We start from the raw sequence: 13,795 nt of genomic DNA, 5'->3' as shown, positions 1-13,795 counted from the left end.
ACCCCCGCCAGCTCGGGCGGGCGTTTTTCATTCCCATTCATACGAAAGTGATCTCATGGCTTTGCGCATACGACGACGGCTGCCCGCGGCGTTGACCGTGGCCGCCGCGGTCCTCGGTACCGCGGCTCCGCTCGCAACCGCCGCTCCCGAACCCGCAGCCAATGCCGGTGCGCCGTACGCGGTCGAGGACGGCGCCTACCCGGGCGCCGAAGCCGTACTGGCCGCCACCGGAGCCAAGCTGGTCAGCGGCGACGGGGGCATAACGCACTCCCCCTGCGATGCACCGCACCAGATCGCCGTCTGGGCCCGTCCCGTCACGCTCCCCCTGCGCCGTATCTGCTTCTCCGCACCCGGCGGCACCGGCTTCCTGACCCTCTCCATCCCCGACACGTTCCGCATCGAGACCCACGGCCGGGACCTGCGAGCCAGCCTCACGACCGACGGCGAGAGCCAGACCGTCAACGTCCCACGTGACACAGCGGTCGGCGTGGGTGAGGGAGCCGCCATTGGTTCCAAGTCCGCACTGCTCGAACTGCGCGTCACCGGAACCAGCGCCCCCACGACCACCGTCGACTTCGGTGCCGGCTTCACCGCCAAGCTCGCCATCGGTGAGCAGGGCCGGAGCTGCTCCGGCACGCTCATCGATCCCTACTGGCTCGTTACCGCCACGAGCTGCTTCGCCGAGGTCCCCGGGGCCTCAGTCGCTGCCGGGCCACCCAAGCTGAAGAGCACCGTCACCGTCGGCCGCACCGATCTCACCACCGCGCCCCGGCACGCCACCGACATCGTCGACCTGGTGCCGCGTACGGACCGCGATCTGGTCATGGCCCGGCTGGCCACGCCTGCGACCGGAGTGACCCCAATCGCCGTCGCCACCAGGGCTCCCGAGCAGGGCGAGGAACTGCGGGTTGCCGGCTTCGGTCGCAGCAGGACGGAGTGGGCGCCCAGCAAGATACACATCTCCAGCTTCGCCGCCGGTGCAGTCGACGCCACCGGCCTCGACATCGCTGCCCAGACACCCGCCGACGCCACCGTCTGCAAGGGCGATGCCGGAGGACCTGCCTACCGCACCGTCAACAACGTGAACGACCTCCCCGAGGTCGTCGCCATCACCAGCCGCGCCTGGCAGGGCAGTTGCCTCGACAGCGCCGAGACCCGCGCTGGCGCCTACAGCACCCGTGTCGATGACCTCCACTACTGGATCCAGGGTGTGCGTGCCCTGTCCCCGGGCTGGAAGACCGAAACCGTCATCCAGAACGGTTCCACCCTCTACCAGGGCATCCGCCTGGCCGACGGCACCTGGACCGGCTTCGCCGACGTCCAGACCGAGGCCGCAGCCGGCAGCATCGGCGGCATCCGCACCGCCGCGGCTGCCGGCATCGACAGCGACACCCACGTCCTGGCGATCGCGAACGACGGCAGCCTGCAGCACACCATCCGCAAGGCCGACGGCAGTTGGACCCCCTTCGGCAACGTCGGCGCGGTCGCCGGCCATCTGGGAAGCCTCACCCAGGTCTCGGCCGTCTCCATCGGCAACGACCTCCACGTCGTCGCCGTCGCCAACGGCAAGGTCTTCCACACCACGCGCAACGCTGCCGGGCAGTGGAAGCTCTTCGGTGACGTCGCGGGCGCCGCCGGGCCCATCGCCACCGTCACCCACGCCGCCGCAGCCAGCGTCGGTGGAGCGCTCCAGGTCGTCACCGTGAGCGGCGGCAAGGCCTTCCACACCTTGCGCAACACTGCCGGCCAGTGGTCCACCTGGGGCAATGTCACCCAGGCGGCCGGCCCCACCGGTCCGATCACCGGCATCGCCATCGCCGGCATCTCAGGCGATGCCCACGTCGTCGTCGCCACCGACAACGGCACCCGCCAGTACCACGCCGTCCGCAAGGCCAGCGCCAGCTGGGAGGGCTTCGGTGAGCTGACCGGCTACCTCGGCAACGTCACCGTCAAGTCTCTGTCGGCCGCCCACGTCGACGGCGAGCTCCAGCTCACCGCCGTCACTGCGGACAACAACGTGGTCCACACCATCCGCCACGCCGACCGCACCTGGACGACCACCCCGGTCACCCTCCAGGGCATCACCGGCACCCTGGGCGCCATCTCCATCACCGGCACCCTCTAGCCTGGTGACTCCTGGTCCCGCGGCGACACACCAGCCGCGGGACCAGGAGCCCAGCGCACCTGGCACCCATTGAGGGGCCGGTAACGGTGACGCGAACGACGCGCCAGTGGGCCCCGGACCAAGGGCATCGGCGCAGCCGGCAACTCCCGTACCAACGAAGCCCGCTCGCTCCTCGCAAAGGAACCCCGTGACACCGCGCATGCCCGGTGCCTTTCGAACTGCCCTCACCGTTGCCGCCGTACTCGGGCTCGCCGGCACCGGAATGACGGTCGCCTGCGCCCTGCCCTCCACCGCGGTCGCCAGTGACGCGGACACGATGCCCTACGCGGTCGAGGACTTCCCGCGCACCCTGCAGGTGATGTCGTGGAATATGTGCGGCCCCCAGCGGACAACGTGGGGCTGCGCTGACACTGGTTCACCCGAAGACAAGATCGGCGTGGTCACGGGCAACGTCTCCGTCAACCGCGTCGAAGCGGCCCTCCTGCAGGAGGTCTGCGAAGACGACTTGACGCTTCTCATGACCAGACTCGGCGCGGAGTGGCACTCGGCCTTCCAGCCCTACCAGTGGTCACAGGACGGCAAGAAGTCGCCCAGTCGCTGCGGGAACGACGGCACAGGGCGCGCCGACCGCATCGGTACCGCGATCGTCGTTAAAAGCCCGATCGGTGACCCTCAGGCGTATCCCACCACCCAGCCGGTGACAGGACTGAACACCCCCTTCCACTGCGCGACCGCGACCGCCTGGAACGTATGCCTGTGCACCGTTCACGCAGCACGCCTGGGCGCCGAACAGACACAGCCCACATGGGACTATCGGGACGATCAGTTCGCCCAAATCAAGGCCGTGGTGGACACCTTCCCCCGCACCGTCTTCGGCGGTGACTTCAACGCGCTGCCCCCGGACGCCCCCCACAACAGTGCCACCTGGATCTGGCCCGCCGGCCTCTACTCCACCGGCCCCGGCACCCCCGGCCACCAGGAGTGCGACCAGACCGGCACCGCACGCACGGGACAGCCGACCCACAACTTCGGCGGAAAGATCGACTACACCTTCAGCACCGAGCCCCAGAACTGGTGCACCGTTACCCAGACGCGGTACTCGGATCACCGCGTACTCATCGAAAGCTTCACCACCAGCTGAAACTCACGGGATGGGGCCAGGACGGTGCCCCGTCACCGGCCAGCCCCTCGCTATTGCCGGACGTCAGGCGGCGTCTCAAAGTGGACTACGAGCGGATCGCGGGCCAGCCATCGACGCCCTCCGCGCCCCACCCAGACACCTCACCGCAGCCCTCTCCCCCACACGGTGCCTGCAGCCCTCCCCTGGCCACAGGCACCGGACCCCTTCACGCGTCAGCGGTGGTGGCGTCCGCCGTCGCGGCGGGGTCTGTACGGTCAACGGCTCTGTCTCACATCCGGTGGTAACGGAGGGTGGTGAGGATCGTTGATGTCAGCGTGATGGACGTCAACGAGCTTGTGCAGATGGTGCTTTCACACCGCAACCTCAACGTCCTCGGCCGCTACAGCTTCACCGCCTCCACCCCGGCCGCCGGCGCACTGCGGCCCCTGCGCAACCCGGAGGCACCGGAACTCGACGACGACGAGGACGGCGCGGAGCTCACCAGTGTGTAGCCCCGGCAGGAGTCGCAGGAGCGAGGTGTGGGGCTCGGTTGTCACACCCCGAGTCCCACACCGTTTCCTGTCTCTGGGCTAGATCAGGTCGATGCGTTCCTGGGCGATGGGGTAGCCGGCCCTCGCGAAGTGGGCGGCCATTGGAACGTTGGTCTGGTCAGTCCCGGCCACGATGCGGTCCACGCCCTCGTCAGCGAGCTTATGCGTGGCCTCGACGAGCAGGTCATAGGCGTATCCGTGGCCGCGGTGCTCGGGCACGACGCCGATGTAGCCGATGAGAGGGTCTCCGTAGTGGCGGGCGGGGACGCTCAGGCCGACGAGTTCCCCGGCAGGGTTGTAGGCAAGGCGCCACCACTCGCGCGGGCTCGGCAACCAGCGCAGATAGTCCAGTTGTTCCTGGGCGGCCGCCTCCAACCCGGATGCGGCAACGGTGCGGCGCACATGGGCGTCGAGACTGCCCTGGTGAATACGGCGGAAGACGTCGAGGACCGCCGCGTCGTCGGGCTCGGGACGGAATTCGAGGCGGCCCGGGCGCACGGGCATGCCGCAGTCCGGCGTCCAGCGGTAGCGGAAGCGCTCGACCAGAGGAGACATACCTGCGGCGATGGCCGCGTCGATCCGGGCCTGGGCCTGCTCCCGGACTGCGGGGACGTCGCGCCAGCCGGGCGGCAGCTTGAGTGAGTACTCGGCGTGCAGCGGCGAAGCGCGGAGCAGTTGTACGGCCGCACTGGCGTCCGTGAAGTCGAACCAGTCCAGAGCAAGCGGCTTGTCGTCCTTAGGTCCGGCCCACCAAGCTGCTCGCGCGACGACGACGCCGTCACGCAGGGCCACCCAGGTCCACTCGGGGCGGTACTCACCGGCGGCGGCCATCCCCCTGTAGGTGTCGCCGAAGGCGGCGAAGCCGACCAGGCCGGGATCGGGCAGGGATTCGAAAAGTGCTTCCTCGCCTGTGGCGAGGGGGCGGATGACCAGATCGGTCACGTGAGGGTCCTTCCGGGTAGCGACGCGCTCCCCTTCAGATCCTCGGCGTCCTCGGAACGGGGTGGGAGCACATGAGAGTCAGCTGGCTCACGGTTCCCACCTCCTATTTGCCGTCGAGGACGCGAGCGGAGCGTAACAGCGTGATCGAATGACCGACAACAGCATTTGGCCTGCCGCACGCACCACATCTCGACCGGCCCAAACAGGACCTGCGGTACATCGGAACGAAATCCGGCGCCGGTGGCGACCCCGGGGCCACGAGTGTCACGCACGGTCATTCTCATAAATGGTCAGTGCGAGTTCTGCGAGAGCCCCCGGAGCGATCACGTTCCCGCAGGTCGCCGTTCGCAGAATTCCTCTCGAAACCTGGGCCGACTCCGTCTACGCCGCCCAGCTCGTCACCTGGGACAAGCAGCACCTATGGCGCACGAACAAGGCCGTCAGCCAGCCCAAGGACGCCACCGGATTCGGCATCCTGCCCCGCCGCTGGGTCGTCGTACGCACCCTGCGACCCACCTGCCTGGCTCATGCACGCCCGCGACTACGAACGCCTCTTACGAGCTCGTAACAGGATCTTGTTGAGATGCCCTGGTCGGGCGTAACCGGTGTGATGATTCGGCCGTTCGTGAGTGTGTGAGCACTCGGCCTTGGATCGTGGACGACGACTTGTGGGCACTGATCGAGCCGCTGCTGCCGCCCTGGCCGACGAGGTCACCGGGGCCGCGGCCGGTGGCAGACCGGTTATGTCTGCAGGGCATCTTGTACGTCCTGCACAACGACATTGCCTGGCAACTCTTGCCGCCTGAGCTGGGCTTCGGCTCGGGACAGACCTGCTGGCGGCGCCTGGAGCGGTGGCAGCAGGCCGGAGTCTTCGACCAGCTGCACCGCATCCTGCTCGCCGAGATGAACGCGGCCGACCGGCTCGACTGGTCGAGGGCGTGCGTGGACGACTCCCACATCCGCGCGAAAAAGGGGGAGCCGACACCGGTCCGTCGCCGGTCGACCGGCGGAAGACGGGCAGCAAACACCACCTGATCTGCGACGGACGCGGCACCCGCTCAAAGTCATCACGACCGCGGCCAACGTCAACGACGACACCCACCCTCGCCCTCATCGACGGTATCCCGCCGGTGGCAGGTCGTCCCGGCCGGCCCCGCCGACGGCCCGAGGCCCTGCTCGGAGACAAGGGCTACGACTCCAACCCCAACCGCGATGAACTGCGCAAACGCCGGATCCTGCCGGTCATCTCCCGCAAAGGCGCCCCGAACATCACCCGAACATCAAGGGCATGGGCAGACTCCGCTACGTCGTCGAGCAGACCCTCGCCCTGCTCCACCAGTTCAAACGACTCGCCGTCCGCTGGGAACGCCGCAACGAACTCCACGACGCCTTCGTCTCCCTCGCCTACAGCCTCATCTGCTGGCGGCGCCTCAACAAACCCGAATCATGATCGTGTTACGAGCTCTAAAGAATGGCCCCGCCGGAAGAAGATCCGACGGGGCCATACAAAAGCGCCACTGAGGTCGGACCATATCTCCGACATCACGGGTCGAAATTAACGCACAGCCGTTCAGCGCTACGTCCGGCAGCGTCAGCTCTCCCGGCGAATTTGCTCGACCAATTCGATTGACAGTGCCTTCGAGCTCAGCATTTCAGAGACAAGCCCTCGAATCAGTTCTTGATCGAAGCCCTTCCCGCGGGACATCGCAATGACCCAGGGGACAGCCGTCTGCATCCAGTACGAACGACCCGAATGCCATGCCGACTCGACTGTCAACTCCAACAATCTCTCCGGAGTTGACACACCGCCGTCCTTGAGTTGGTCCCATGCGCGGGAAAACTCACCGAGGACGTTGAAGAGGTCACGCTCCAGATAGGGCCACATGGGAACAAATCCGGAACCTTCGAGAGTTGCCCTCCCTTCTTCCTCGACACCTACGCCGATCCTGCCGTCAGGCATTACACCGATCCACGCTCCGTCGCCGCGATAAACTGCCGGATGCCACTCGGGCATTTCAGCCCCAGGGCCTGTAGTCGTATTCGATTCCATAGGATTCCAAGAACTCTGCGAACTGGCGACGCGTTGCGTCCGTCCATCGGTGACCATAGTGGCCACTGTTTTCTGTGAACACCAGTTGTCCGTTGTCGCGGAATAGCGTGCCACCCAGCACTCTATTCGTGTCAGCGCCGACGGCGTCCGCCAGCTGCTCGTGAGGGCTGAGCCCCCCGGGGATCCGTTCCCGGTCGCCCGCCATGAACCTCCCCGTATCGGGGTCGAAAACGAACTCCGTCTCAGGCTTGGACGAGGTGAACGACTTCAGGTCGTCGGCCGAGTCGGCGCCTGGGCCCAACACAACGTCGCCGCAGCCGGAGTTGTGCACGAGGACAGGCGTGTTGCCCGCGAGGACATAGTACGTGTGCAGGTCAGCCACTGTCAGGTTGTACGTACGGGCATGCCGACTGTACGAACGATTAGCCGCGACCCGTACCCGGTCTCCATCGCTGGAAAGCAACTCGTCGCCGGGACGAAGCTCACGCGCCTCAAGCCACCTCTTGATGGAGGGGCTCCAGAACGGGTGCTCGGATGTCGCTGTGAGATTTCGCGACCCTTGCTCGGTCTCAATGGTCAGTTCATTGAAGTACTTGTCGTCCTCAGTGACAATATGCCGAGTTACGACCTTCCCGGCTGAATCGCCAGTGAGGGGATCGGTCGCTCGAACCTTGTCTCCGACCTTGACGTCCTCGATATTGCGGGTTCCGCCGTCGTCCATGAGGACCTTGGTGCCCGGCAGGAAGCATTTTGCGCATCCCTTGAGGCTCCGTATCAAGAGCGCTCCGGCAAACTTCAGCGCCCGGAGTTTGGAGTTCATGACGACGTCTTGGGTGAGTTCGGCGCACGACCAGAGGCCGTCGAGGCCGCTCCCGTTGAAGCAGCTGTAGAAGTTGCTGAGTCCGAGGAGTTCGTTCTTGATGAAGCGGAGATCGTCGTCGTAGGGTTCGAGTGCTTCGCCGAATTCCGTCGCGAGCATGCATACGGGCTTCTTGATGCACCAGTACGCATACTGCTTGTCGGTCATGCAGTCGGTGCCGGCGAAGCCGCACCTGTACTGGCGCCGCGCTTGCTCACCGGGGTCGTTGCGTCGCCGTTCTTCGGCTTCCCAGTACTTTTGGGTGTAGGCGTCGTAGGCGTCCTTCGAAGCTTGGAGCGCGGTTTCGAAGTCCTTGCCGGCGGCGAGGGCGGAGTCCTTGGCACGGGCGGCTGCCGCCCACGCCAGCGACGCGGAGGTGCGGGCGGACTGTGCCGAAATCTCGGCGTCGGCCGCCGACCTGCCGGCCTCGTCCGCGGCGTTCTCGGCGCGTGCGGCGGCGTCGCGGGCGGCCTTCGCGGACTGTGCTGCCCGGTTGGCGGCTTCCTTGGCCTTCGCCGCGGATGCCGCGGCCTGGTCGGCGAAGGTCTTGGCTTGGGCGGCTGATGCGGCGGCTTGCAGCGCGTAGCCGTTGGCTTCTTCCGACTTGTCGCGGGCCAAGGCGGCGACCCGTGCGGCTTCGGCTGCGTCCTGGTGGGCGGTTGCGGCGATCTCGGCCGATTCCGCGAGCAGTGCCAGGACGCGTTCTTGGTGGTTGGTTGCCAGGAGGTCCTTGCGCTGGGCCCTGTACTGGCCGTTCTGGATGAACTGGTGCACTTCGTCGTCGGAGCTGTGCACGGCGATCCGCGCGGCGGCCTTCAGCTCCGGGCCGCCGATGGAGGCGAGCTCCGCAGCGCGCACTCGTTCGTCTTCGACGCGGGCGGTGTGCTGTCCGGTTTCGATGAACTGGCGGTACTGGGCAGGGTCGCCGGACTTGAGCGCCTTGCGTCCTGCTTCTTCCAGGATCGGGCCGGCGCCGTCGATGATCTGCGCGATGTGCACGCCGAACTCGTCCGCGCCCACCTGGTACTGGCCGGTGGTGAGGAAGGTGGTGACGGCCTGCGCGTTGCCCTTGAGGGCCTGCTCCGCTGCCCCGCGGATGCTGGCGGCTCCGGCATCCTCGGCCATGCGCGCAACGAGCGCCCGCTCGTCCTGCTGTGTGGCCTCGAGCCATCCGGTGCGGGCGTAGACGTTGAGGTCGGCGTCCGAGCCGGCGAGGGCGACCTGGGCGGAGATCTCGCTCCACCCGCCCTGCGTCTGCGCGGTCTTCAGGGCCACCTCGCGTGCCTTGGCCGCGATGGCCTTGACGTCCGCACCGGGCTGGGACGCTTCGACGGCAAGCGCCTTCGCCCGGGCCGTCAGGTCCTTGGTCTGCTGCGCAGCCTGGGCCTTGTCCTTGCGGCGCTGCTCCTCCTCCGCACGCAGGTCACTGGCGCGCTCGAGGCCGGCGTTGGTCCGGGCGAGGAGGCGTTCGGCCTCGATCTCGCGGGCGAGTGTGTACACACGGTTCGCCTGTTCGACCGCGTCGCTGGCGTCCTTCGCGGCCGCTGCGGCCGCCTCGGCGTGTGCCGTGGACTTCGCTGCTGCGGTGGCCGCCTCGCCGGCGTGCTCGGCGGCCTCGTCGGCAGCCTGCGCCGCCTTCTCCGCATGGTCGGCGGCGGAGTTGGCGGCAAGGCGGGAGTCACGGGCGGCGCCTGCGGCCCTCCTGGCGAGATCAGCGGCCTTGTTTGCAGCGCGCTTGGCCTCGTTGGCGTAGCGGCGGGCCCTGTCGGCAGCCGCCCGGGCCTCGGCGGAGCTGGCTCCGGCGGCGTCGGAGGCGTTCCCGGCGTCGGTGGCCGCCTGGCCGGCGGCCAGCGAGTTGATGGCTGCGCCCACTGCGGCCAATGCCGCATCGGCGGCGCCATTGGCGGATGCCTCTGCCTGGGCGGATGCCTCCGCGATGCCCCGCACGGCCTTGACGATGTCGCGCGCGTCCTGGGCCGCCTCGCGGGCTTTCTTGGCCCCGAACTCGTTGGTCGCCGCGTCCGCTGCCGCGTTGTTGGCGCGGGTGGCTGCCTTCGCCGCGGCGGCCGCGGCACCGGCGGCCTGGGCTGCCGCGTTGGACGCGACACGAGCGGCGTTGGTGGCAGCGCGCGCCGCGGAAATGGCCTGCTGGGAAGCGGCAGCGGCCTGGCGGGCGAACTCGGCGGCCCGGGAGGCGGCCGCAGCGGCCTTCACCGCGTCGTCCTTGGCGTCCCTGGTCTCCTGCGCGGCCGTCAGCGCCGCCAGCTTGGCCTCCTCCGCCGCCTTCACCGCGCGGTCCGACTCCGCCTTGGCGGCGACAAACTCTTCCTTCGCCTGCCGGCCCGCTTCTCGGACCTGCTGGGCGAGCTGGGCGATCGTGGCGTGCTCTTCGTCCGCGGCGCGGGCCGTGTGCTGCTCGACCTCCAGGAAGTCGCGGATCTCCTCGGCCGAGCCACGGAGGGCGATGCGTCCGGCCGTGCGGACGTTCTCGCCGCCGACACTGAGGATCTGCGCCACCTGCACGCGCTGGTCTTCCTCGCGCCAGGTGTAACGGCCCTCCCGGAGGAATGCTTCGACCTGGTACTGGGAGCCCTGGAGTGCGACACGGCCCTTGGCCTGCTCCATCGGGCCCGCGGTGTCGATGATCTGAGCGACCTTGAGCCGCTGATCCTCGTCGAAGGGCGCCTTCCACCCCCCCGCCAGGAACGCCTTCGCATCCGCGGGCGTACCCGTGAACGCCTTGTACGCGGCTTGCTGAATGTTGGGGCCGCCGACGCTGCCCATCTGGGAGGAGGCGACGCGGTCGTCCTCGACCGCGATCTGGGCTGCCTGCTCGAGGAACTTCGTGACCTCGGCATCACTGCCGGTCAGGGCGACCTCTGCGGCTGCCTTGATGCCCGGTCCGCCGTCCTTCCACAGCTGCACCACGCGGCCGCGGTCGGTGGGCGGAATGACGTAACCGGCCGTCGGAGCCGGATCCGCAACCGGCGGGGTGTCCGTGGCATACGCCGGCATCGCCAGCAACCCGGACACCATCGCCAGGGGCAGCGCGGTGCTCACGAGCACCCGTATCGCGTTGTGGACCAGGCCTGGTGGCCTCGTACGCAAGAGTCTTCGTTTGGATGTCATCTCAACCCATCGGTGAGCGGTCTGTACGGTGGGGTTGTCTGCCTGGCCGAAGGTGGCACCGCCCGTCGGGGGCCCGGTCGTGTCGTTCGGACGGACGCCGGGCCCGCGGTCACGCCGGCAGGCGGCTTGTGAGGTAGCCCGGTACGCCACGGTGCCCGGCATGGCGGCGTGGCGGTGAAGCGTTCCGGGTCAGCCGTTCCAGGTGCCGGTGAGGGCGAGGTGGCCGGGGGCAGCGGGGAGCCCCTGGACCGTTACGGTGCTGGTCGCGGTCCAAGTGCGGTCTGTGTGCCGGGTCGTGTGCAGGAGCTTGCCGTCAGCGGTGGTGACGGCGACCTGGACCTCACCGGCGACGTTGGCGGTGGCGACGGACTTGGCGGTGATGGTGCCGAGGATGCCGTTGAGCTGGGTCAGCGGGGTCCAGGTGCCGTTGAAGTTGCGGACGGCGTGGTATTGGCGGGTGCCGTTGTCGGTGGCGATGACGATGTGGGTTTCGTCTCCGGCGCCGATGGTGCTGAGGGAGGTGATGGGGCCGGTGGCTCCGGCTGCTCCGGCGACGTCGCCCCAGGCGAGCCAGTTGCCGGTGCCCTGGCGGATGGAGTGATACGCCTTGCCGCCGCTGACGGTCGTGACGTGCAGCTCGCCGCGCACGACTGCGGTGGCGGCGGCCGTCACATTGGCGACCTTGCCGGAGGTGATGTCCTTGAACGGGGTCCAGGTTCCGTCCGCCTTGCGGATGGTGTGCAGAGCCTTGCCGTCGGCGACGGCGACGACGTGCAGGTCCCAGCCGATGTTCATGGCGGTGACGCTGGTGAGGTTGCCGAGGGTGCCGGCCACGCCGAAGACGTCACCGAACTTGCCCCAGGTGCCGTCCTGCTTGCGGATCGTGTGGAACAACCCGCCGCTGTTGCTGACCGCCAGGACGTGGGTGTCGCCGTTCATGCCGACGGCCGCCGAATTACGGATCCCGCCCAGGCTGCTCGCCTTGGACTGGACGTCGTTGAAACCGGTCCAGGAACCGTCGGCCAGGCGGGTGCCCTGGTAGAGGCTGCTGCCCGACTGCACCATGGCCTGCGTCATCCAGCCCGGCATCTGGGCCCGGACGCCGTCGATCCACCCGCGGAGGTCGTCTACCCGCGCGGCGATGGCGCCGGTACGGGTCTCGGCCGGGTCGTTGCCCAGGCAGCCGCCCTGCCAGGACCGACTGTTGACGCCGACCACCTCGCCGGCCGCGTTCAGCAGCGGACCACCGGTATCGCCCTGGCAGATGACGTCCGTGCCCTTGCCCGTGACGCTCAGGGTGGTGTCGTCGGAAGCATTGACCGTGAACGTTCCGGTGTGGAGCTTGCCCGGCGCCCACTCGGTCCTGGTCCGCCCGAGACCGACAGCCCTCAGCTCCGCACCTGCCGCGGGCACGGCGCCAGCGCCCTTGACACCGGCGATGTCGGCAACCGGCGTGGCCAGGCGTGCCAGCACCACGTCACGGTCGGTCCGCGGAACGACCTCGACGACCTCAACGGGCTTCTTGTGGCCCGAGGTGGCGGTGGTCTTCACGGCGGGCTTCCCGGCGGGAACGGCCGCACCGGGAGTGACCGCGAAACAGCTCGCGGCGGTCAGGACCCAGGAGGCGTCGATCAGGACGCCGGAGCAGGCCTTGCTCGTCTCCAGCTCGCCGATGGTGAGCCTGACGGTGTAGCCGTGCGCGTTGTCCGCAACCGGAGAACCTCCCACGGCGTGCGAACTGCCCGTCAACAGAAGTGCGGAGACCGCAGCGGCCGCAGTGGCGGTGGCCAGAGCGGCGCCCATCCGCGGGGAAAGCAGACGTATGTCAGACATGCTGATCCTTCAGAGGGCGCGCGAGGGGGTGGTCGTCGATGCGGAGTGGAGGCGGGAGTCAGCCCGTGATGCGGAGCTCGACGAGCACACTGCGAGCACCACCGACGACCCCCTCGCCGACGCTGGCGTAGCCGTCCTTGACGATGTTCACCGTTTCGGTTGCTCCGTTGGCGGTGAGCTGCGCCTGGATCGGGTGGTCGGCAGCGTCGATGGCGTAGACGCGGTCGAGCTGGAGGGCGAGGTGACCGGTGCTGGCGTGGGCGGTGAAGCAGTAGAAGCGCTGGCGGTTGACGGTCGGGTCCGCGACCGCGATGACACGGATCTGCTTCTTGGTGTCGTCACAGTCGGCGAGGGTGATGTTGCCGTCACCGCGGACGAGCCTGATGCCCTTCTCCGCCAGGATCTTGTCGGCGTTGGGGTAGGCGCCGTCCTCGACGGCGTACGGCATCTCGGGCTGCGGGGCGGGCGGGGTGTCGGCGGCCGACGCGTAGGCGCTGAAGGTGCCGAGCGAGGTGAGTGCCACGGCGGCAATGATGAGTCGGGGGGCGCGAGTAGGCACCAGCAGTCCTTCCGATGGATGAAGTGGGACAATGCGGCGGGGTGCTGAGTCCCCGCCGCATGCGAATCGACGGCGCACGCCGTACGGACAGCTTCGGCCTGGCGCGGAATGCGGCCACGGCACGGCTCGGTTCGACAGCAGCGACCGGTGCCACGGCCCGCGTTCAGTAGTGACCTGGATTCCCCATGCGCATGGAGCGTTGATGGTCTCCGGCAGGCGGGCGGAGTGAGAGCCGCGCCTGGTTCGAGGACGGTATGCGGGAGACCGTCGATACGTCAACATCTATTGAGGTCAACTCATCGCTAGTTGATAAGCATGCTGTGAGGGCGCTACCGTCTCTCCCGGGCCACACGCCCCGGTCGCCTGGCCTGGGATCATCCACGCGTACTCGCCGAACTGCCAATGAGGAGGAGTTCCTTCAACATCAGCGGGGACTTGGGGCTGCCATCAGTCGTGGACGTGCGGGCGGGCCGGCGGAGCACCCGGCTGCGCCTAACGCCCTCCTCTTAGCCCCGTCCCTCCGACGGCAGCCCTCGCCGGAGAACATCACACCGGGGCAGTGCCACGGCCGCATGCTCCTGGCCGGGCCCACCTCCCAGGCCGGCCTGTTGTGGCCCAACCCGCCAG

8 protein-coding genes and 1 pseudogene are annotated in these 13,795 nt (G+C 68.2%); 4 read left to right on the top strand and 5 right to left on the bottom strand.

Annotation, left to right across the window (positions count from 1 at the left end; genetic code table 11):
• Positions 1 to 55: 55 nt before the first annotated feature.
• The 3 genes from ACZ7H1_RS21295 to ACZ7H1_RS21285 all read left to right on the top strand — a co-directional run bounded on the left by ACZ7H1_RS21295 (position 56) and on the right by ACZ7H1_RS21285 (position 3,757).
• Complete coding sequence (locus tag ACZ7H1_RS21295; RefSeq protein ID WP_470788654.1) at positions 56 to 2,125, top strand: trypsin-like serine protease; 2,070 nt, start codon at positions 56 to 58, stop codon at positions 2,123 to 2,125.
• 187 nt (positions 2,126 to 2,312) lie between these two features.
• Positions 2,313 to 3,266 (top strand): endonuclease/exonuclease/phosphatase family protein, encoded by a 954-nt coding sequence (locus ACZ7H1_RS21290; protein ID WP_470788652.1) that lies wholly within the window; start codon positions 2,313 to 2,315, stop codon positions 3,264 to 3,266.
• Positions 3,267 to 3,559: 293 nt separating this feature from the next.
• Positions 3,560 to 3,757: a hypothetical protein gene (locus tag ACZ7H1_RS21285; protein ID WP_470788678.1), complete on the top strand. Its 198-nt coding sequence runs from the start codon at positions 3,560 to 3,562 to the stop codon at positions 3,755 to 3,757.
• A 78-nt stretch (positions 3,758 to 3,835) separates the two neighbouring features.
• Here the strand turns inward: ACZ7H1_RS21285 and ACZ7H1_RS21280 are convergent, their stop codons facing one another.
• On the bottom strand, positions 3,836 to 4,738 hold the full coding sequence (locus ACZ7H1_RS21280; protein ID WP_470788650.1) for a GNAT family N-acetyltransferase: 903 nt from the start codon (positions 4,736 to 4,738) through the stop codon (positions 3,836 to 3,838).
• A 633-nt stretch (positions 4,739 to 5,371) separates the two neighbouring features.
• Here ACZ7H1_RS21280 and ACZ7H1_RS21275 point away from each other — a divergent pair.
• Positions 5,372 to 6,188: pseudogene (locus tag ACZ7H1_RS21275) on the top strand (IS5 family transposase).
• A gap of 141 nt (positions 6,189 to 6,329) precedes the next feature.
• Here the strand turns inward: ACZ7H1_RS21275 and ACZ7H1_RS21270 are convergent.
• The 4 genes from ACZ7H1_RS21270 to ACZ7H1_RS21255 form a co-directional block, all read right to left on the bottom strand.
• Positions 6,330 to 6,752, bottom strand: coding sequence for a hypothetical protein (locus ACZ7H1_RS21270; RefSeq protein WP_470788648.1), 423 nt, complete (start codon positions 6,750 to 6,752; stop codon positions 6,330 to 6,332).
• A 1-nt stretch (position 6,753) separates the two neighbouring features.
• Positions 6,754 to 10,707 carry a polymorphic toxin-type HINT domain-containing protein gene (locus tag ACZ7H1_RS21265; protein WP_470788646.1) on the bottom strand — a complete coding sequence of 1,318 codons (3,954 nt, stop codon included), beginning with the start codon at positions 10,705 to 10,707 and terminating at the stop codon, positions 6,754 to 6,756.
• A 258-nt stretch (positions 10,708 to 10,965) separates the two neighbouring features.
• Positions 10,966 to 12,609, bottom strand: a complete 1,644-nt coding sequence (locus tag ACZ7H1_RS21260; RefSeq protein ID WP_470788644.1) for a S1 family peptidase — start codon at positions 12,607 to 12,609, stop codon at positions 10,966 to 10,968.
• Positions 12,610 to 12,667: 58 nt separating this feature from the next.
• The gene (locus ACZ7H1_RS21255) at positions 12,668 to 13,132 is read right to left on the bottom strand and encodes a hypothetical protein (RefSeq protein WP_470788642.1); all 465 of its coding nucleotides are present in this window, start codon (positions 13,130 to 13,132) and stop codon (positions 12,668 to 12,670) included.
• Positions 13,133 to 13,795 lie beyond the last annotated feature (663 nt).

Source organism: Streptomyces sp. NPDC037401 (assembly GCF_055602345.1).
The sequence above is the reverse complement of the archived record's forward strand: the minus strand, read 5'-3'. Positions and strand labels throughout refer to the sequence as shown.